At 41.0% G+C, this 20,984-nt stretch carries 22 protein-coding genes and 1 pseudogene; 16 read left to right on the forward strand and 7 right to left on the reverse strand.

Translation table 11 applies throughout. The annotated features are described in order from the left end of the window. Positions 1 to 76: 76 nt before the first annotated feature. Positions 77 to 1,681 carry a sensor histidine kinase gene (locus A4S05_RS09490; RefSeq protein WP_069069584.1) on the reverse strand — a complete coding sequence of 535 codons (1,605 nt, stop codon included), beginning with the start codon at positions 1,679 to 1,681 and terminating at the stop codon, positions 77 to 79. A gap of 390 nt (positions 1,682 to 2,071) precedes the next feature. On the opposite strand from A4S05_RS09490, the gene A4S05_RS09495 reads away from it, so the two are divergent. From A4S05_RS09495 to A4S05_RS09565, 16 genes and pseudogenes are all read left to right on the forward strand, one after another. Continuing rightward, positions 2,072 to 2,845: a red chlorophyll catabolite reductase gene (locus A4S05_RS09495; RefSeq protein ID WP_069069585.1), complete on the forward strand. Its 774-nt coding sequence runs from the start codon at positions 2,072 to 2,074 to the stop codon at positions 2,843 to 2,845. Between the two features lie 141 nt (positions 2,846 to 2,986). Further along, positions 2,987 to 4,021 (forward strand): nitrilase-related carbon-nitrogen hydrolase, encoded by a 1,035-nt coding sequence (locus tag A4S05_RS09500; RefSeq protein ID WP_069069586.1) that lies wholly within the window; start codon positions 2,987 to 2,989, stop codon positions 4,019 to 4,021. A 154-nt stretch (positions 4,022 to 4,175) separates the two neighbouring features. Beyond that, positions 4,176 to 5,594: an aldehyde dehydrogenase family protein gene (locus A4S05_RS09505; protein ID WP_069069587.1), complete on the forward strand. Its 1,419-nt coding sequence runs from the start codon at positions 4,176 to 4,178 to the stop codon at positions 5,592 to 5,594. 12 nt (positions 5,595 to 5,606) lie between these two features. Then, positions 5,607 to 6,056, forward strand: a complete 450-nt coding sequence (locus tag A4S05_RS40145; RefSeq protein WP_218107942.1) for a hypothetical protein — start codon at positions 5,607 to 5,609, stop codon at positions 6,054 to 6,056. A 98-nt stretch (positions 6,057 to 6,154) separates the two neighbouring features. Next, a complete protein-coding gene (locus tag A4S05_RS09510) occupies positions 6,155 to 6,427 on the forward strand; it encodes a hypothetical protein (RefSeq protein WP_069069588.1) in 273 nt (90 codons plus the stop codon). A 41-nt stretch (positions 6,428 to 6,468) separates the two neighbouring features. Then, on the forward strand, positions 6,469 to 6,792 hold the full coding sequence (locus tag A4S05_RS09515; protein WP_370684418.1) for a clan AA aspartic protease: 324 nt from the start codon (positions 6,469 to 6,471) through the stop codon (positions 6,790 to 6,792). 166 nt (positions 6,793 to 6,958) lie between these two features. Next, on the forward strand, positions 6,959 to 8,428 hold the full coding sequence (locus A4S05_RS09520) for a restriction endonuclease subunit S (protein ID WP_176726959.1): 1,470 nt from the start codon (positions 6,959 to 6,961) through the stop codon (positions 8,426 to 8,428). A 15-nt stretch (positions 8,429 to 8,443) separates the two neighbouring features. Continuing rightward, complete coding sequence (locus A4S05_RS09525; protein WP_069069591.1) at positions 8,444 to 8,653, forward strand: hypothetical protein; 210 nt, start codon at positions 8,444 to 8,446, stop codon at positions 8,651 to 8,653. A gap of 177 nt (positions 8,654 to 8,830) precedes the next feature. Beyond that, complete coding sequence (locus tag A4S05_RS09530) at positions 8,831 to 9,067, forward strand: hypothetical protein (protein ID WP_069069592.1); 237 nt, start codon at positions 8,831 to 8,833, stop codon at positions 9,065 to 9,067. Next, positions 9,064 to 9,258 carry a hypothetical protein gene (locus A4S05_RS43100; RefSeq protein ID WP_069069593.1) on the forward strand — a complete coding sequence of 65 codons (195 nt, stop codon included), beginning with the start codon at positions 9,064 to 9,066 and terminating at the stop codon, positions 9,256 to 9,258. Before A4S05_RS09530 ends, A4S05_RS43100 begins: the two co-directional genes overlap by 4 nt. Further along, the gene (locus tag A4S05_RS09540) at positions 9,245 to 9,472 is read left to right on the forward strand and encodes a hypothetical protein (RefSeq protein ID WP_069069594.1); all 228 of its coding nucleotides are present in this window, start codon (positions 9,245 to 9,247) and stop codon (positions 9,470 to 9,472) included. The genes A4S05_RS43100 and A4S05_RS09540 overlap by 14 nt, the downstream gene beginning before the upstream one ends. Before the next feature lie 55 nt (positions 9,473 to 9,527). Further along, positions 9,528 to 9,758, forward strand: a pseudogene (locus A4S05_RS44185) (hypothetical protein). A 423-nt stretch (positions 9,759 to 10,181) separates the two neighbouring features. Continuing rightward, on the forward strand, positions 10,182 to 10,628 hold the full coding sequence (locus A4S05_RS09550; RefSeq protein WP_069069595.1) for a DUF3598 family protein: 447 nt from the start codon (positions 10,182 to 10,184) through the stop codon (positions 10,626 to 10,628). Between the two features lie 148 nt (positions 10,629 to 10,776). Further along, entirely contained in the window at positions 10,777 to 12,165 is a 1,389-nt protein-coding gene (gene hisS / locus A4S05_RS09555) for a histidine--tRNA ligase (protein ID WP_069069596.1), read from the forward strand. Positions 12,166 to 12,462: 297 nt separating this feature from the next. Then, positions 12,463 to 13,101 (forward strand): Uma2 family endonuclease, encoded by a 639-nt coding sequence (locus A4S05_RS09560; protein ID WP_069069597.1) that lies wholly within the window; start codon positions 12,463 to 12,465, stop codon positions 13,099 to 13,101. Positions 13,102 to 13,125: 24 nt separating this feature from the next. After that, a complete protein-coding gene (locus tag A4S05_RS09565; RefSeq protein ID WP_069069598.1) occupies positions 13,126 to 13,701 on the forward strand; it encodes a TMEM175 family protein in 576 nt (191 codons plus the stop codon). 213 nt (positions 13,702 to 13,914) lie between these two features. Here A4S05_RS09565 and A4S05_RS44085 read toward each other — a convergent pair whose 3' ends face one another. From A4S05_RS44085 to A4S05_RS09595, 6 genes are all read right to left on the reverse strand, one after another. Then, on the reverse strand, positions 13,915 to 14,628 hold the full coding sequence (locus A4S05_RS44085) for a rubrerythrin family protein (protein WP_069069599.1): 714 nt from the start codon (positions 14,626 to 14,628) through the stop codon (positions 13,915 to 13,917). A gap of 238 nt (positions 14,629 to 14,866) precedes the next feature. Next, positions 14,867 to 15,961, reverse strand: a complete 1,095-nt coding sequence (locus A4S05_RS09575; RefSeq protein ID WP_069069600.1) for an alkene reductase — start codon at positions 15,959 to 15,961, stop codon at positions 14,867 to 14,869. Positions 15,962 to 16,036: 75 nt separating this feature from the next. Then, positions 16,037 to 16,777 (reverse strand): SDR family oxidoreductase, encoded by a 741-nt coding sequence (locus tag A4S05_RS09580; protein WP_069069601.1) that lies wholly within the window; start codon positions 16,775 to 16,777, stop codon positions 16,037 to 16,039. A gap of 150 nt (positions 16,778 to 16,927) precedes the next feature. Continuing rightward, positions 16,928 to 18,238, reverse strand: a complete 1,311-nt coding sequence (locus A4S05_RS09585; protein ID WP_069069602.1) for an efflux RND transporter periplasmic adaptor subunit — start codon at positions 18,236 to 18,238, stop codon at positions 16,928 to 16,930. A gap of 337 nt (positions 18,239 to 18,575) precedes the next feature. After that, entirely contained in the window at positions 18,576 to 19,655 is a 1,080-nt protein-coding gene (gene dcm, locus A4S05_RS09590; RefSeq protein ID WP_256090904.1) for a DNA cytosine methyltransferase, read from the reverse strand. A 13-nt stretch (positions 19,656 to 19,668) separates the two neighbouring features. After that, on the reverse strand, positions 19,669 to 20,943 hold the full coding sequence (locus A4S05_RS09595; protein WP_069069604.1) for a hypothetical protein: 1,275 nt from the start codon (positions 20,941 to 20,943) through the stop codon (positions 19,669 to 19,671). Positions 20,944 to 20,984: the final 41 nt, after the last annotated feature.

Here is a 20,984-nt window from a genome sequence, read left to right on the forward strand (position 1 = left end):
ACAGAGTACGCGGACTTGCTACCGCTACGTTAGCGCAGCGTCTCGTAGAGAGCGTCATTGCGAATTGCGAATTGGTTTAATCTGTCTGCTTGATAGGAATCTCAATCACAAACTCTGTACCTTTTCCTGGTGCAGAAATACACTTAATTCTTCCTTTATGTTTATCTACTATAATCTGATAACTAATAGATAATCCTAAGCCAGTACCTTTCCCTATAGGTTTAGTAGTAAAGAAAGGGTCAAATAATCTAGTTTGAACTTCCTCAGTTATTCCTGAGCCATTATCTTTAATGCTAATCATTATCCAATTTTCATTTTTAACTTGAGTATGGATAATAATAGAACTAAGCTGTTTTTCAATATCTCCTTCTAAATAGTCTATTTCTGGTTGATGTAAAGCATCAATAGCATTACTCAAGATATTCATAAAGACCTGATTCAATCCCCCTGGATAACATTCCACAAGAGGTAAGTTACCATAGTTTTTGATAATTGTAATTTCCTGCTTTTTATGATTTTCTTTTAACCGATACTGTAAAATCAATAGGGTGCTATTAATTCCTTCATGAATATCAACCAGTTTCATTTCGGCTTCATCAAGACGTGAGAAGTTCCGCAAAGTTAGTACAATTTCGCGAATACGTTCAGCACCAACTTCCATTGATGATAATATTTTCGGCATGTCATCAATAATAAACTCTAAATCTATCTCATCAATTAGAAGATTTATTTCTGGGTTTTCACTACAATATTGTTGCTGATACAGATTAATTAAACTTAGTAATTGCTGGCTATATTCTCTAACATGGAGTAGGTTGCCATAAATGAAATTAACTGGATTATTGATTTCATGAGCAACACCAGCAACTAACTGACCTAATGAAGACATTTTTTCAGTTTGAACAAGTTGTACTTGAGTGTGTTGCAATTCTTGGAGTGTCTGTTGTAGTTGAAAATTTTTGTATTTTAACTTTGTTGTTCTCTCTGCAACTTGTATTTCCAACCTACAATTAGTTTCTTCTAAAGCGGCTTGAGCAATTTTTTTATCTTTTAAGTATTGCTGCAATAAATGCAATACTAAAAGCCATGCTGGAATTAACATTGCTAAACTTATAATAGATTCTGAAATTGCCCATAATATTCTTTGATAATATTCATCAACTTTCTGCTTTAGCTGAAGCGAAATATTCTGCTGCCTTTTAGCAACGCCATTAGCATAAATCTGTTTATTGGTTTCATATTCGCTGCTAGAAAGTAGTAGCATTGCTTGATCTTTTTTGTTTTTATTAACTAAATCAAAAGATTGATATTCTATTGCAACCAAACGTTGATTAGCAGCATCAATTTTTTTGGCATCCTCATTTTTATATGCTTTGGGAGCCAGTTTAATAGATTCTTTAATAGCATTATCAAGTTTAGGTTCAAATTGGCGATACCGTTGTTCCCAAAACACGTTACCTGTAGCAGCATTCATGCGGGCTGACATCGTTAATACTTCATCGAGATAGGTAATTTCATTACTCAGTGTTTGCAGCTTAAATTCATATTTAGTAATACTATTAAAACTATGATATGCTTGCCAGTTAAGCCAAATTTGAGGGGTAAATAAGAGCAACGTCAACAGCACTGTTACAGTTACAAGTTGAGAGGAAACAAATCTAAGTTTATAAGATAGGTGCATTTTGATAATATTTTTAGATAGATTATAGTTGAGGATTAACCAAATTTAATCCTCTCCTAAAACTTTATTCCAACAGTATTAATACTTAATAAAAAGGTTAAAATTTTTGTAGTTGATTTTGATAAAATTTAAAAATAATCTCATTTCTTTAATTAACTTAAATTCTTTTGCCAGAGACAAAACATAAATTATCAAGTTTTTTCAACCTCGAAACTCGAAAGTTGCACTCCAGAATCCGAAACTTGCATTAAAGATGTTGCTGCAATAGCTTTATCATGGTTTAGTTGATAGGCTGTTTCCCACAGTACTGAATTCAATCTAAGCAAAGAATTAGATGCCAGAAAGTGTCAAACTAAATATTAAGTCTATAGAAAAGCCGCAACTCAAACCATGACTCAGCAACCAACGAATCTAGACAATAAAACTGTATTTGAGCAGTTGTGGGGAATTACAAAGGAACTCCACCAAAAACTAGAAGTTCGTTTTCAGTTACATCCAGACCCTTCTGTAGAAGATTTACAGCAATACAGCAGTCTCGATGGCAATATGAAGGGTTCACTCACTGCTTTTTCTGGGAAAGAAATTGATTGGCTAGTGCATTCGTGGTTGGGAAACCCGGAAAAATCAAACTTTACCACCATGCGTCTTACCACTTGGTTAGCGCCGCATATCCAGGTTCCGCATTTGGCGTTTGAGTTTGGCACACTTCCAAATGCAGATATTTTCTTTTATATAGATTACATTCCCCGGACTGAGCTTTTAACCGATTTAGCATATCTCGATCGCTATCATGAGCCAGTTAATCAAACATTCTTAAAGTTGCAGTCAGACTCGCGGCTCAAATTATTTACTAGTAAAAGTGCGTATATTCGACTATTTCAATCACCTGCCAGCTTATGTTACACCAGCGCACCTACTTTTGAAACCATTGAACTAATTCGCACACTTGCACACGAAACCCTCGATCGCTGGTTAACTTGGGTAGATGCGGCGGAACCTGTGCCAGAAGATGCACGCACCGCTTTAGCATCTCGTGATTTGGCGCTACGCCGGATCAGTGCGGAACGTGATCCAGGTAATAAATTTGCCGCACAACTATTTGGATCGGAATTGACAGATAAACTTGTGCGATCGCTCTGGGGTGGTGATCGCATTGGTCATTAGTCCTTTGTCAGTTGTCCTTTGTCCTTTGCTAATGACCAAATACTTCTCTACGAGAGGCTGCGCTAACGGCAAATCTCAGTACAAGTGACCAATGCACCAATGACCAATGACAAATGACAAATGACAAATGACAAATGACAAATGACAAATAATTTAGAATTCTACCGGGCTTTAGCACTGCAAGTTACCTGTCATGCAGTCAACCAAACAGGCAATCGCCACGAAGCGCGATCGCTCATGCAAAATTCCATCAATCGCCTAGCCCAACAAATTGCTGCCAGTATCGCTTTCATCGGCTTCGATTGTCGTTTAATTGTACTGCCAGAATATTTCCTCACCGGTTTTCCGATGGGAGATTCTCTAGCCGGATGGGCAGAAAAAGCTTGTATAGAAATGGCTGGTGCTGAGTATGAAGCGCTGGGTAAAATTGCCCAAAAGCATCAAATCTTTTTGGCTGGTAACGCCTACGAAATTGACCCCAACTTTCCCGGCTTATACTTCCAAACCTGCTTTATACTTGACCCCTCTGGCTCAATCGTCTTGCGGTATCGGCGGTTAAATTCCTTATTTGCTCCCACACCCCATGATGTTTGGGATAAATATCTTGACTGCTATGGTTTAGAAGGAGTTTTCCCCGTTGCCAAAACTGCGATCGGTAATTTAGCTGCTTTAGCCTCAGAAGAAATTTTGTATCCAGAAGTGGCGCGGTGTTTGGCAATGCGAGGAGCAGAGATTTTTGTCCATTCCACCTCGGAAGTATACAACAAAAACCTCACCCCCAAAGACGCAGCAAAAATCACTCGCGCCGTCGAAAATATGGCATACATAGTTTCAGCTAATACCGCAGGCATCGCTAATATTGCCATCCCCATCGCTTCGGCTGATGGTGGCTCTAAAATCATTGACCATCGCGGAATCGTATTAGCAGAGACAGGTGCAGGCGAAAGCATGGCAGCATTTGCAGAGATTGATTTAGGAGCATTACGCCGCGATCGCCGCCGACCGGGGTTAAATAATTTACTTAGCCGCCAGCGGTTTGAACTATACGCCGAAAGTTATCAGCAGTCACACTTTTACCCCGCTAATACTATGCTGGAGGGAGAAGTAGACCGCAAACACTTCTTGCAAACACAGCAAGCCACCATTGAGCGGTTAGCCAAACTGGGGATAATTTGAATTTGAATTTGAATTTGGGAATGGGGCATTGGGCATTGGGCATTGGGCATTGGAATACAAATAAAATAACTCCTACCCTACCTACCCCCTACCCCCTGCCTCCTGCCTCCTGCCTCCTGCCTCCTGCCTCCTGCCTCCTGCCTCCTGCCTCCTAATGACAGAACCAATAGAAGTCCGTAATCCCCGAACTGGCAAATTTGACTACGTAATTATCCCGCCGCCTCCAAGGTTGGTGGTGCAGCAATGTAAGCGCACGCGCAGGGCACAAATTCGCTGGCAGCAGTTGGGTTTAGAGGGGAGAATTGAAGCTTTACAGCAGTGGAAAGAAGCGATATTATCAGGACGCGATCGCCTCACGGAAGCTTTGGTAAATGATACCGGAAGATTGTCAACTTCAGTATTAGAAATAGATTCTTTCCTCTCTAGCATTGATCGCTGGTGTAGGTTAGCACCGGAATTGCTGCAAGAATCTGCAAAAAATACAGCAATTCCCTTTATTGCCTTGCAACAAACATCCGTTCCTTATCCCCTAGTTGGGGTAATTAGCCCGTGGAATTTTCCGCTGTTACTATCTACCATTGATACCATTCCGGCATTATTGGCGGGTTGTGCTGTCATTGTCAAACCCAGTGAAATTGCTCCCCGCTTCGTAGCACCATTGACAACAGCACTCAACGCCGTCCCCAAATTGCGCGATGTTTTAACTTTTGTTGAAGGAGCAGGTGCAACCGGATCAATTTTGATTGACAATGTAGATTTAGTGTGCTTTACGGGCAGTGTAGCCACAGGGAGAAAAGTGGCAGAAGCAGCTGCTAAACGGTTTATTCCAGCTTTTTTGGAATTAGGGGGAAAAGATCCTGCGATCGTTTTAGAATCAGCCAATTTAGAATTAGCAACCTCAGCAATATTGTGGGGTTCCGTCGTCAACACCGGACAGTCATGCCTTTCAATTGAGCGAATTTACGTTGCAGACTCCATATTTGAAAAGTTTTATCATCAACTAGTAACTAAAGCACATCGCCTCGAACTAGCCTACCCTACAGTCGAAAGTGGAGAAATCGGCCCCATCATCGCCGAAAAACAAGCAGCTATTATTAGCGATCATCTCCTAGATGCAGTGGAAAAAGGAGCAGTAATTCACTGCGGTGGTGTAATTGAAGACTTAGGTGGGGGTTGGTGGTGCCGTCCCACAGTTCTCACCCAGGTTAATCATTCCATGAAAGTGATGACCGAAGAGACTTTCGGCCCCATTATGCCAGTAATGCCTTTTGGCACAGTAGAGGAAGCTGTATCTTTGGCGAATGATTCGATTTATGGATTGAGTGCTGCTGTATTTGCCTCAGAAGCCGAAGCCTTAGAAATTGCCCAGCAGATAGATGCAGGTGCTATCAGTATCAACGATGCTGCACTCACCGCAATTATGCACGAGGGAGAAAAAAACGCTTTCAAATTCTCCGGTTTAGGAGGGTCACGCATGGGTGCAGCAGCGCTGAAACGGTTCATGCGAAAAAAAGCTATTTTAATTAAAACTAACGCTACTAATGATCCTTGGTGGTTTGATCATGGGGAGTGACTAAGGCGTAGCTTGCTGCCGTACTCCTTTAGAAAAGCAAGCTACGTAAAGCGTCTCCAAGAATTGGCATCGCATTCTCGTTCTGTTCAAAATATTTGTTTTACCAGAAGCGATCGCTTCTGCCACAGTTTTGTCTACGATAACCAAAGCACCTGGAAGAATTTTGATAGTTTTGGTTCAGAACGCGAGTCCATTCGTTCAGAACATGAGTCCATTCGTTCAGAACATGAGTCCATTCGTTTAGAACATGAGTCCATTCGTTTAGAACATGAGTCCATTCGTTTAGAACATGAGTCCATTCGTTTAGAACATGAGTCCATTCGTTTAGAACACGAGTCCATTCGTTCAGAACACGAGTCCATTCATTCAGAACACGAGTCCATTCATTCAGAACACGAGTCCATTTGTTCACTTGGTCAGTGGTGCAGTGTTGAAGTATGGCAAAGACAGCCGGGAATATGAGATGACAGGCATCGCTGTTCGTTTCCTTGTCGTTTAACAATTAGTTGCACACTATAATAAATAGGGCGATCAAATGCTTTACTTGAAAGCTTGCCTGTATGTCTTATCCGAAACTAAGTGACGAAGAAATTATCCAACGTGGTAAAGAATTCTACGAAAAACATATCCGTTCCCAAGTTGAGACAGTAGAGAATATTGGCAAATTAATTTCCATCAATGTTGAAACAGGTGAATATGAAATTGGTGATGATTTGTTGGTAACAAGCCGTCGTTTGCAAGCCAAACAGCCTGATGCAGCAATTTGGGCAGAAAGGATTGGTTATGATGCCGTGTATGCTGTTGGTGGTTCATTAGTCAGGACGATACAGTGATACATGGGACGGTGGTTGGGCTTCAAGCACGAATAAGTGTTTTGGTTCGTTTGGAAGACAAGTCAGATGTAGAAATTGAGTTTGTTATTGATACGGGGTTTGAAGGTTTTCTTACCTTGCCACCTGATCTGGTTGCAAAACTTAGCTTGCCATATATTGCTAAAATTCAAGCAAATCTTGCCGACAACTCCAAAACTACAACAAATGCTCATGCAATAAAGATTCTTTGGAACGGTACGGAGCGAGAAGTCATCGTGTTGGCGATGGGTCGTCGTCCTCTCCTGGGAACTGCACTACTTGCAGATTATCATCTCAGCATTGATTTTTATGAAGGTGGTACTGTCCTGGTTGATGAAATTTTGTAATCTTGTCAAAGTAAGGCATTCACGATGAATGATGCCCATTGCTTGGCGATTGTATCAATGCTTCAATTTTGAAGCGTTTATTGAGTTTGCCAAAAAGGAGAAGCTCAGTTTTTTTAAATCTAGCCCATCTGTTACGCCGTTTGATGCTGTGAAGTATCGGCGGTTAATGGATGGGCTGGAAGCGGTTGAATTACAGTTGAGCTACGTTATTCAAGATAGTGATAAGTTTAGATTTGACTCTGATTACTTTCAAAAAGAATTCCTAGCCGCATTAAAGGCAGTTCAGAACTATCAGCTTCTAGGTCAATACGTGAAATATGGCTATAGAGTTGTTTATGAAAGCACAGAAATAATTGACGCAGAGGAAGGGAAGACTCGGAATTGTCCAATATTTTTACAGGCAACTGATATTACAACACCATTTATCGAAACAGGTAATCTATTCTATGTAGATGAAGCAGACTGGATTAGATATCCTCAAGGCAGGATTAAAAAAGGTGAATTATTAATTGAGGTAAAGGGAAAAGCTGAAAAAATTTCAATAGTGCCTGATGATTTTCCAGAAAAAGTTTTAGTTACTGGAAGTCTTTATAAGTTGACTGTGAATAATGATATCAATAGATATTATCTACTCATTTATTTGATTACAAAATACGGAATTGCATTCCGCAACAGATATAAATCAAATCTTCTAATATCTTTTATTAGCAAGCAAGAACTCTACAGTATTCCGATACCATCTTTCTCTACAAGATTTCAGGTAGTTATAGAAAGTATATTTAGAGAACTTTCTAGACTCAGAAATTTATCAAATGAAATTTATCAACAAGCTGAGAATTTGCTGTTGTCGGAGCTTGGTTTGAAGGACTGGCAACCTACGGAAGAAACGGTTGCCGTTAAGAGTTTTGCTGAGTCGTTCCTGTCCTGCGATCGCCTCGACGCTGAGTATTACCAGCCAAAGTATGATCAAGTAGAAGAAGTTATTAAAGGTTGTGGTTTCCCATCTCAAAATTTAGGCTCATTAATAAATCCGATTCAAAATGGGTTTGACTATCGAGAATATACCGAAGAGGGAACACCTTACATTCGTGTTGGTGATGTTAAAAACGGACAAATTAATTTTGAAAGTGCTGTCAAAATACCGATTACAATGGCTGATGTTAACAAGCCTGTAGGTTTGCAGGTAGGAGATATTCTTTTCACTCGTAAAGGTAGTTTTGGCAACTCCGCAGTTGTTACAGAACTAGAAGTTAACGGGATTATTAGCAGTGAAATCATGCTTGTACGTTTGACTTCAGCTTTTAAAAAAGAAATTCTACCGGAATATGTCAGTCTATTTTTGAATTCAAAATTTGGTTATTTACAGGTTGAGCGCAGGGTTCATGGCGTGGCTTACTACAGTATTTCTCAGCCGGATCTAGCCAATTTACTAATTCCAATCTTGCCGAAACCCCAACAGCAAAAAATTGTTGAGAAGATAAAGTCATCATTTTTATTAAAACTAAAATCCAAGCAACTGTTAGAAATTGCTAAAACAGGAGTAGAAAGAGCGATCGAAACCGATGAAGCGACAGCAACGGCTTGGATAAATCAGCAGCTTGAAGCGTTAGGAATCAATCTATCAAACTCGAACTAAACTAATGGAGGCAGAATGTCTGAGATTACTATAAACCCAGATCAACTTAAGGAAATCTTGAAAAGTGCGATCATTGAATTAATTCGTGACAATCGAAAAGAAGTTTCTGAATTTCTGGCAGAAATTATTGAAGACGTGGCAATGGAGCAAGCGATCGCTGAAGGTGAAACAACTAAACTGGTTAGCCGTGAGTCCATCTTTCAACTTTTGGAGCCGAAAGCGTGAAAGTCGAGTTTAGGAAAAGCTTTGAGAAGGATCTTGAAATGATGAAGCGACAGCAACGGCTTGGATCAATCAGCAACTTGAAGCCTTGGAGGTAAAGCTACTATGACTGAAGTTAGTAAAGAAGGCAGTTTAGTAAGCCATAATGAGTAGTATCTCTTTGAAGGAAGTACTTTGGTGATGACCGGATTACTTGAACAGGCGATCGCCCAATTGAAAACTTTACCTGCTGACGAGCAGGATGCGATCGCATCTCGTCTTCTTGCTGAAATGGAGGATGAGCGGACATGGAAAGCTCAGTTTGAAGCTACGACAAACGATCAGTGGGATCGGATGGCTGAGATGGTACGACAGGAAATTGCTGCTGGTGATATCACACCTCTAGCTGAAGTTTTCCCCTTTCAGCCTGAGTTATGAAATCAAGCGTTACAAAAGCATTTCGCAAAAAGCTTGACGGGCTTCCTGCATCAGTTCAAGAGCAAAAACATATTGCTAATGCTCAAATCCAGGGTAAGTTAGCCGAGATTAGCCTTGATGCATGGCTATGTATTGCCTATCCTTTGCACACCCAACGAACTAATGGGATATTAGGTCATGTGGACAGATGAGATTGTCGAAGAGATCCACCAAATCCGTGAAGAGTATGCGAAGTCTTTCAACTATGATTTAGATGCAATATTTGCAGACCTACGCAAGAAGGAAGCAGAAAGCGGCAGAGAAGTCGTGAACTTATCGCAAAAACCAAGTCTAACAAAACGTTGGAGCGGACGAGCCAGAGATATTGGTGGTAATACAACGGATACTAGCTGTGGCTTAACTTAGCTGTTAGAAGCAGACGAGGAACGCCTTAGCTTGGAAGAAAAACGGTAGTAAAGCGATGCAAGCAAAACTCCAAGAGCAACTTTCCCCCCATGATGCCGAAGTTATTTTAGGATGCTTACCTGAAAGAATTCGCGCCACTCTAATTGCTCGCGCTACTGAAATTGAATATCCAATCGAAGCAGTTATTGAGATGGCGTTCACGTAGTGTCTCTGAAAGAGAATCGCAAGTTTTCTCGACACAGAGGCATTGGGTTTTGCAGATTGCAAGCCAGGGCGTGGACAATAAAAGCGTCAACTGGCGATCGCAAGCGGCGGGACTGGCGAAAGATATTGCTGTGGATACAGAAGAACATTAGAAGCCAACGATAAACGCGTAGGCGTAGCCCGCCGCATTTATCACTTGGAAGAAAAACGGAATTCGTTATACTTCGCGTCAAATTATGCCAGCGATGATTAAAACCATCTTTGACAACCTTCCCCACTGCCCACTCATAATATGCGAACATAATTAAGTTGTAGCTGGCTACCTGCACAGAAGTTAAAAGTGCATATCATTGCAATCCCTGTTCTGAATCGCCCAGTAGATACCACTGCACTGGCTTAAAGGTTCCAGGCATTGTAATAAAACACCCTGGTTGTACAGCAAAAACTTTTCCCGATTACTTTACTCGATTTTTCCAAATGTTAGAACAATAAAAGGTGAATTGCAATGTCTAATATTCGAGAAGGTATGCCCGTACTCGCCCGTCATGAAGGAGATTGGGTAGGAACTTATACATTAATTGATACAACAGGAAAAATCCTCGACAAGTATGAATCTCACTTAACTTGTCAATTTCCAGAAAATGGCCCTCATCCCTATTACCAAATAAATCGCTACACATGGTCTGATGGGAAACGAGAAGAATATGAATTTCCAGGAATTTATAAAGATAATAAGCTTTGGTTTGACACCGATCGCATTGAAGGAAAAGCCTGGGAAGCTGATGATTCCATTGTTATTTTGTGGTTTACTTATAAAACAAACCCAGATATGAGCTTATATGAAATGATCTACATTAGTCCTGACAATAACAATCGTGCCCGCACTTGGCATTGGTTTAAAAACAATCAAATCTTTCAACGCACTCTAATTCAAGAAGAACGGCTAAGATAGTAATTTCTCCTTTCAGAGATAACCACTGATTATTCTCCAGTCCGCGCAGGTGGTCACTGAGCCTGTCGAAGTGCGGACTTTGTTTGTGTAGCCACGACTTCCAGTCGTTAGGCTTTGATCTCAAATTTAAACTTAGTAAGGTACACGCATGGCTAAAGGTGACAAAATAAACTTTTCTACCCCTAGCGGGTTTCCAGAATTTCTGCCTAGTGAAAAGCGTCTAGAATTATATTTGTTAGATATCATCCGTAGAGTTTTTGAAAGCTATGGATTTACGCCTATCGAAACACCTGCTGTAGAACGTTTAGAAGTACTGCAAGCTAAAGGTAATCAAGGCGATAATATAATTTATGGAATTGATCCTATATTGCCACCAAATCGACAAGCCGAGAGAGATAGATCGGGCGAAACAGGTTCGGAAGCAAGAGCTTTAAAGTTCGATCAAACAGTTCCTTTAGCGGCGTATATTGCCCGTCATCTGAATGAATTAACCTTTCCCTTTGCCCGTTATCAAACAGATGTAGTTTTTCGTGGAGAACGGGCGAAAGATGGGCGTTTTCGTCAGTTTCGTCAGTGCGATATTGATGTAGTTGCTCGTCGTGAACTCAGCTTGCTTTATGATGCTCAAATGCCTGCAATTATCACTGAGATATTTGAAGCAATTAATATTGGCGATTTTCTGATTCGCATCAATAACCGAAAAGTTCTGACTGGTTTCTTTAAATCACTGGGAATTGCCGAAAATCAAATTAAATCGTGTATTGGTATTGTTGACACACTAGAAAAAATTGGTGAAAGTAAAGTAAAACAAGATTTAGAAAAAGAAGGAATATCAGCAGAACAGGCGCAAAAAATTATTGAGTTTATTAAAATAGACGGTTCGATTGATGACGTATTAGATAAGCTCAAGCATCTCGCCCAAAATCTGCTAGAAACCGAGCAATTGAGCTTAGGTATTACCGAATTAGAAACGGTAATTGCAGGGGTGCGTAATCTCGGAGTTGCCGAAAACCGTTTCTGTATTGATTTATCTATTGCCCGTGGTCTTGATTACTATACTGGCACAGTTTACGAAACAACCCTATTAGGACATGAAGCGTTAGGTAGTATTTGTTCTGGTGGTAGATATGAAGAATTAGTCGGGGTATTTTTGGGCGAAAAAATGCCTGGTGTCGGCATTTCTATTGGCTTAACTCGCTTAATTAGCCGCTTGCTAAAAGCTGGTATTCTTAGTACCTTAGCTGCTACACCAGCGCAAGTGATGGTAGTGAATATGCAAGAAGATTTAATGCCTACTTATTTAAAAGTTTCTCAACATCTGCGTCAGGCGGGAATTAATGTCATAACTAACTTTGATAAGCGTCCCTTGGGTAAACAATTTCAATTAGCAGACAAGCAAGGAATTCAATTTTGCGTAATTATTGGTTCTGAAGAAGCCGCGGCACAAAAATCCTCACTCAAAGATTTGAAAACAGGTGAGCAAGTAGAAGTGTTACTAGAAAACTTGGCTGAGGAAGTTAAAAAAAGGCTTACTTAAAAGTTGATTTATAAAGTAGCGACTGTCTATTGCAATCTGCTTCATATACCCTACTTATTTAGAAGTCATTTATGAGTTTGTCTGATCTCCCTAATCTCTGGGTTCCTTTAGCACTTTTAGGTTTAATTGTGATAGCTGCTGTATTTTTCAGCCGCAGCAATTGAGATTTAAAGCATTACAGAAATTAAGTAAGGTAAAGTAGGACAGCCTTGTGCTGCCTGACAGTGCTTTGGTAATAATCAAAGTCTAGCTACAGTTTATCTAAAGCATTACAGTTGAGGTGGAGGTATCAGTTCTATGTTTGCTGTTGTCACACCCGATACAATCCATTTGCCCCCAGGTGCGGTAGTACGCCTACCTGGAAGCTGGCAAGATTATCAAGCATTGAATGAACAACTAGGCGATCGCTCCTCTCCTCGTATTAAATATCGAGATGGAGAAATTCTCTTGATGGCACCACTACCAGAACATGGGCGTAAAGTAAGTGTAATTGCAGATGTAGTCAAAGTTTTGCTCGATCATCTGGGACGAGAATACGAGGCATTTACCCCAATCACAATGGAACTACCACAAGAAAGTGGTATAGAACCAGACTACTGTTTTTATATTGAAAACTGGGAGACAATCGCAGGTAAAGATCGCATTAATTGGGGCGTCGATCCATCACCTGATTTAGTGGTGGAGATAGACATCACCAGTTACACCGATGTAAATGACTACCTACCTTATCGAGTACCAGAAGTTTGGTTGTTTAGGAAGAACCAGCTGGTAATTTACAGATTGCAGGGCGATCGCTACACTGTTGAAACCAGTAGCCGTTATTTCCCTAACATCAATGTGTCAGAAGTAGTTACAGAGTGTTTTAAAATTGCCTACGAGCGCAATACTAGCGCTGCTATTCGGGAATTACGGCGGAAATTGGCAAGTGAGAATTAAAGATTATAAAAAAGGAATACGTACATGGGAAAAGGGAGATTAGAAGCATTCAGCGATGGAGTGATTGCCATCATCATCACCATCATGGTGCTAGAAATCAAAGTGCCGCATGGATTAGATTTAGCTGCGCTACATCCGCTAATCCCGGTATTTCTGAGCTACGTGCTGAGTTTTATTTATATCGGCATCTACTGGAATAATCACCATCACCTACTACAAGCAGTCCGACAGGTAAATGGGCGTATACTTTGGGCTAATCTGCATCTGCTGTTTTGGTTGTCGCTAATCCCCTTCGTCACTGGTTGGATGGGCGAGAATCACTTTGCCGCCATGCCAGTTGCCCTTTATGGTACGGTGTTGTTGTTGAATGCAATCGCTTACTTCATCCTTACCCGTGTCCTCATTTCTCACCACGGTAGGGACTCAACTTTAGCGATCGCAGTTGGTGAAGACTTAAAAGGAAAAATATCGGTGGTATTCTATGCTGTGGCAATTCCACTTGCCTTTGTGAACTCATGGTTTGCCTGTGCATTGTACGTTTTAGTCGCAATCATCTGGCTGATTCCAGATCGTCGCATTGAGAAGACTCTCACTTCCTGAACGAATTACGAATTACCTAAGTTGTTACGCATTTAATTTGTACATTTACCTGATGACAGTTAACGACTCATTTCACCAAAACAAAAGGCATAGCCGTTATCTTCTGGTGAACACATGATCAAAACCTCTGTATAAAAAATCAAGAACGCGAAGTATCTTTTAAGACGCTTCGCGTTTATATGCTAAAAAAAGATTGCCTAATTGATTATTGTCTTAAGCTGCAACTTTTTCCTCAAATGGTTTAAAAGTCTTTTTGCTAGCGCCGCAAATCGGACATTCCCAATCTTCAGGAATTTCTTCAAAAGGTGTACCAGTTGCAATCCCCGAATCAGGATCGCCAGCAACCGGATCATAAATCATGCTGCATTGTCTACAAATCCATTTCCGAGTTTGAGGTTCTTCACCAGCAACTCTGGTTGCTGCTTGTCCTCCATTTAATACTTCTAAGGCTTCAGTGTAGCGATCGGCGTGGTAATTTTCGATGAATTTTAACAAGCCAAAACGGTGTGCAGCTTCCCGAAATGTGTTGGCATGATCGGTAGATTCTTGAACTTGTTTGAGAAATTCTTCAGCTGCGGGATTGTCGCGATCGCGTTGGGCATCGGCGGCAAACTCTGGATACATTGTAGTATATTCATAAGTCTCGCCTTCTATTGCCAAAGATAAACAGCGAGATACAATTTCCCGCTTTTGTTCATCAGTTAAAGCCGCTGCATCTTCTACCACAAGTTCTGGATGTAGTAACTTAAAATGTGCAAAAGCGTGTTCAGTTTCTTGATCTGCTGTTTCTTTAAAAAGTTTCGCCAAGTCTGTAAACCCAAGTTGACGCGCTACATCTGCAAAAAACAGATACTTACGATTTGCCATCGATTCACCACCGAAGGCTGCTTCTAAGTTTTGAAGTGTAGTAAAGTTGGACAAATCCATAATTTTTTAATGCCTGATAAGTGATATTTAGCGCAAAAGCACAGACTCTACAACCGGATAATCAGCCGTTATTTGTATAAGTTATAAATGCTTTATACAAACTTTGTCATCCCATATTTAGCAATCCGTTTTAATCGAAAGCCAGCACGGCTGTGTTCTCCTACTTGGACAATTATAAAACCGAAAAATTGTGCAACTGACAAATTATATTTTTGATTTAGAGATGGCTGTGATTGCTTTAATTTGTCTGAAGTTCTAAAAAGGGATAGTCGGTGTATCCTGTAGCATCAGGGGCATAAAATGTTTTTGGATCTGGAGCGTTCAAATGTGCATTAAATTCTAAGCGTTTTGGTAAGTCAGGATTAGCAAGATATAACTTGCCAAAAGAAACTAAATCTGCATTGCCACTAGTAAGAATGCTATCTCCTGTTTGGCGATCGTAGCCACCATTAGTAATCAAAGTACCTTGGAATATTTGCCGAAAGTAGGGTGTAACTGGGTTCATGACTTCGCGGGTTCCTAAATCGACTTCGTTCGGTTCCATCAGGTGAAGATAGGCAAGTCCAAAGGGGTTAAGAGCATTGATTGCATAACCAAAAGTTTCTTGAGGGTTAGAGTCATGCATTCCATAAAAAGTGTTACTTGGCGAAAGTTTTATACCAACCCGGTTTGCACCCCAAACGCTAGCGACTGCTTCCACAACTTCTAAGAGGAATCGGCTACGCTTTTCTATTGAACCGCCATACTCATCTGTGCGCTGGTTAGAGCCATCTTGGAGAAATTGGTCGATTAAATAACCAAATGCACCGTGAAGTTCAATCCCATCAAAACCAGCCGCCAAGGCATTTTTGGCACCTCTGCGGAATTGCTCGACAATCTCGGAAATTTCTGGGGTTTCTAAAGCGCGGGGAGTTTCCAACGATACTTTACCTATGGGTGTATGGAGTGAGCCAATCCCTGCGATCGCACTGGGAGCAACTGGCAATTCTCCATCAAGTAAAGCCGAGTGAGAAACTCTCCCAGAATGCCAAAGTTGCAAAAAAATTCTGCCCCCTTGTTCGTGTACTGCATTAGTTACCAACCGCCATCCTGCCACTTGTTCTTCTGAGTAAATTCCTGGACAGTTAATGTATCCTAAACTCAGAGGTGAAACCATCGTACATTCGGTAACGATCAGCCCAGCACTAGCGCGTTGGGTGTAGTAAGTTGCCATTAGTGAGTTGGGGATGCTTGCAATTGCCCGCAAACGCGTCATCGGTGCCATTACAATCCGGTTTGGTAAGGTGTAAGGGCCAAGCTGAACTGGTGTGAAAAGATTGATATTGGAATTCATAGCTTAAATTTCTATTACGGCATTGCACATTACTGGCTGAGGTTTTAAAACGGGGATCGTTAGGAGAGCTTTTCCTTACGCGATTCCACCGTTGACACGAATATTTTGCCCAGTGATCCACCTAGCTTCGTCGCTAGCGAGAAACGCTACTACATCGGCGATTTCTTGTACATCTCCCAGTTTGCCAAAAGCCGCCATTTGGGCTAAACGATCTATCTGTTCTTGTGTTTTGCCTTCTCGGAATAGTTCTGTATCGGTGGGGCCAGGAGAAATAACATTAACTGCGATCGCTTTTGCACCCAATTCTTTAGCTAGTACTCGCGTGATTTGTTCAACAGCGCCCTTGGTTCCTACATAGGCACTATAAGTTGGCAGCATCATCACCGTAGTTGATGAGGAAAAGTTAATAATCCGTCCCCCCTCTGCCAGATGTTGCGCGGCTTGTTGACAAGCAAAAAAAGTACCTTTGACGTTAATGGCAAAAATCTTGTCGAAATCTTCTTCACTCACCTGAGTAATTGGTTTATAGAAGGCGATCCCGGCATTGTTGACCAAAATATTGACTTTACCAAAGCGTTCCAGTGTTTGCTCAAATAACCGTTGGATGTCGGGTACTTTGCTAATATCAGCTTGGATAGCGATCGCACCTACCCCCAACTTTTCAATTTCTGCAACAACTTCCTGTGCTTTGACTGCATTACCTGCATAGTTAACGACAATAGATGCACCATTACCAGCTAACTTGAGAGCGATCGCTCGTCCAATTCCCCGCGATGCACCAGTGATAATTGCAACCTTCCCTGTCAAAGACACCATAGATTAATCGAGTTTTATGTTGGTTAATCAAAATAATTATCTGCTGTTAACGTACTGTATCAAGGTTAAATTTAGGGCATTGGGCATGGGGCATGGGGCATTGGTTATTCTCCTTCACCTCCCCTACTCCCCACTCCCCACTCCTCTTAATTAAGATTCTGGAACGATCGCAACACCATCCCTAAGATTGAGCAAACCTGAGATAATAACTTTATCTTCTGGCTGTAATCCTTCAATAACTTGGTAATTATTATCTTTGATCTCGCCTAGCTTTACTCGCTTTTGCCGAGCTACTTGTTGAGATACGCCTTGGGGAGATGTTTCTGTTTCAACTACATAAACAAAAGTGTCCCCACCTACACGAGTCATTGCTGTTGTGGGAATTAAAACTCCGGGGCGTTGATTCCAGAACACTCTAGCCCTTACCAATTGATCTGCACGTAACTGACCATTAGGATTATCAAAAAGTGCTTTGATCAGTATTGTCTGTGTCTCAGTACTAGGATTAGGTGCAATGTAAAATACCCTACTTCTACCCAGCTTTTGACCTTGTGTGTTCATAACCTCCACTGGCATTCCCTTACGCAATTGAGGCCCTTGCTGTAGTGGCACAGAGATATTCACTTCTAAAGGTCGATTTTGGGTGATATTAACTAATGGTGTAGAAGTATTAACTAAATTACCAACTTTCACAGCGAGGTTGCCAACAGTGCCACTAAAGGGAGCGGTAATTTTGTCAGACTGGGGCTGTTGTGTTTGAGTATTTACATTAGCTTGCTGCAAGGTTTTTTCAGCCTGCAATATATTGGCTCGTTGTGCTTGAATCCTGGAATCAATTGCATTAAGACTAGTTTTAGCATTAGCGAGCCTATTAGCAAACTGATTGCTAGTTTGTCGAGATACGGCTCCTTGTTCAGCCAGAGCAAGAAACTTTTCGTAATTTTGCTCATACAATTGCACATTTGCAATATATGATGGTCGTTCTGCTTCCAGAGATTGGAGTGTAGCGCGGGCATTTGCCAGTTGCATTAAAAATGCTGGAGGTACAGAATTTTTCAGAGCGATCGCTGCTTGTGGTGTACGATCTACTTGGAGAATCGCCGCTCCTTCGGCTACTGAATCTCCCGGTTTTACAAGTACCTGGGTAACTTGGCCCTGAATCCTCGGCTGGAGCGTAACTGAGCGCTGGGATTTTAGGCTAGCAATAAAATCTGAACTTTCCTCAACGATGCCGCTTTGTACGGTGGATATTTTGACTCTTACACCTTGAGGTTGAGGGTTAGCAGTTGAAGGTGCTGAATTTTGCGGAGTGAGCAAACGCCAAACTATAGGTACTCCGCCCCCTAACAATAGTAGTGCTGCTAAAAATAACCAAAGCCACCGCCGTTTTCCAGAAGGTGGCTCAAATGAGCTTTGTGGAGCTTTTTCTCCAAAATCAGTTTGAGGCTCAGGGGATGTCATGGCTTTTGAGGAACTTAAGGAACAAATTGACTAGAATTCAATCAAAATTTCATCTGTTTATCTTGAAATTACTGATTTAGCATGAGGTTTTGTGGCAAATTATGTGTTACCCCATTCAAATATACAGTTTTGATGATTCTGTCTAAATCTACCGAAAGGTGAATCCCTAATTTTCCATCCTGTTGTTGGGGACAAGGTTTGGTGAGGCTAGCATACCCATGATTTCATCGCACAAAGTTGGTGATCTGCCTGAGCCAATATGTAAGTTAATCATACGCCTAGTTGACCGTAGCTCAATCCCTTTAAAGTCTTTCTGGTCAAGCTTGCGATTAGAGAATTAACGGCTGAACTCTGCTTCTGCCAAGTCAACAAAAGCCTTACCAACAGTTACGTAGGGTAGTAGCCCAAATAATTCAAGTTCAGGACTATGAGTAGATAAAGGTAAGCGGATACTACCAATGTCCTTTCGGCAACCAAGAAAAAATAATCGCCGCCTTAACTGGGGAGTACCAAAATCAGCAGCTAAAAGTACACCGACTGAGATGTTGTAACCTAAATTCGCCATCTTATCCCAAGTTTGCTGGTATACTGTGCCACCTGCAATACCTTTGAGATTAGATACATTCTCCATAACAAAAAAAGGTGGGTACAAGTGCTCGACAAAACGTAAAAATTCATAAATCATACCACCTCGATCATCCTGAAAGCCTTTTTGTTTACCTGCCTGACTAAAGGATTGGCAGGGTGGGCCTCCAAAGACAATATCTGGTTTCTCAACTTCACCAGAAAACTTTTGCCATAGACTTAACGGGTTTTCTACAGTAGAAATATCATTTTCCAAAACGCAAATATGGCCACCAAAAAAACCACGCAGTGTTGAACAAGCATCTGACCAATTATCGAGAGCTACCTTAGTTTCTATACTGCCCGTAAGATAAGCACCAATATCCATACCTCCTGCGCCACTAAATAAGCTGAAAGCTTTGAGGGAACGATTTTCAAATCCTAACAACTTTGCTTGCTGAACTAAAGATTTAAACACAGCTTCTGCAAGCGGTACAGGTACAGCATTACCTACCTGAAGCTGAGTACTTGTTAGGGTTCCCTCAAACTTTATATCGTCAGGAAACCCTTGTAAACGAGCTGCTTCTCGCACAGTAATAAATCGATTTTTATAGGGATGGACGAACTTATTGAAAATGTACCCCGTCACTGTTAGTGAGGGTTTATCTGGATCAAGACGAATTATTCTTAAATTTGGCCCACCTTGACGATTTGGATCGTGCTTGAGATAAAATTTAAAGCTATCGTGCCAAAGTTCTTCAGGCAAATCCTGCATTTTTTGCCCAATTTTTAAGGCATCGATACGCTTTTGTACATCTGAACCAACCCGTCTAGCAATGTGATTTGCAACCAATTTGCACGGACTATTAAAATTGGAAATTTTCTGAAATCCAGTCATCTCTCACATGGCTTTGGGTGAAGGTGATTATACCATCAAAAAGATTGTAAATCTCTTTTTCCGGTGGCAAATCTGCAATTTTTTTCGCTTTTCCTGTTTCATCTAGCGTCCATATAACATCCTGAAGTTCGAGCAGGTAATCATTATAGTGACGCACAGCATGAATATTAGACAGCAAAGCAGTTTTTACTGCTATTTGACTATGTTTTGGCTTTCCTGTAGCAGCAATTTTTAAGACTTGATAAATTCCTTTTTTAATATCATCAGTTCTGTCCATTCCTACGCTAGATTTACCATCAGAGACGGATTCGTACCCATCACCACTCTTTCTAACTGGCCAAGTCAAAGGTCTAGGAGTAGGTTGTCCACAAGCATTTGTTAACCAATAAACAGCTTCAGGTATAGTTCCCCTACCGCGTGCTGCTTTATTATACGCAGAATAGGCAATATTCCAAAACTGAAAATATCGATAAAACAGTTGATTATCCCGGACAAAACTTCTGCCAATTTGTTCGTATGCCCATGTTGGAGAACTATGGCTTCCTTTTACTCCTAGATCCACAAGTTCATAGTTCCAGCAATCTCCTTCTAACTTGGGCAAAATTATGTGCAAGTTAGATGATGCCAGAAATGAATTATCTGTAGGAGAATGCGAACAAGGTATTGGTTCTCCATGTTCTCCCATCTCGGTTTGTACCTCAACCTTCGCTGCTAAAGGAAGTGTTGTCAATGGTGCGGCTTTTACTTCTGCAAGCAAGACTACACTCTCTTTCTCATCATGAATTATGACGTCAACGGGTTCAGCACCATGATAAATTTTTAAATTCCTCGAATTAATTTTAAATAAATGTTTTAGAAATACACAGAGCAAACGACTTGTGGTTTTGCCAATAGTTCCAGATGGTAATTTATTTGCCTGATGATAGTAAAAATTACCTTGTAAAACACATCTTGGACAAGTGTTAGTATATGGGTAAATTAATAGAGGAATATTATTTACTGGACAATAAAGCCATCCTTTATTAGTTAGTTTTGTATAGTACTCAGCAGCTACAATCAGGTCAAAAGCTGCTGCCAGTGATATACCAGGATTGGTAGCAGTACGTTTGGCATTTTCCAAAGCTTGCTCAACCAAAATGGAGGTTAATGCTTCTTCATGGGGATTTACTTCCAGAGCTTTAACTCTTCCTAAAAGGCTAACTATCCAATCGGATTTAACTGGTTCAGGTTGATTACTTTGCACTAGTATTTTAAAGATGCGATGTCTTATCTGCGAGACGCTAC

The organism is Nostoc sp. KVJ20 (assembly GCF_001712795.1).
In the GTDB taxonomy this organism is placed as follows: domain Bacteria; phylum Cyanobacteriota; class Cyanobacteriia; order Cyanobacteriales; family Nostocaceae; genus Nostoc.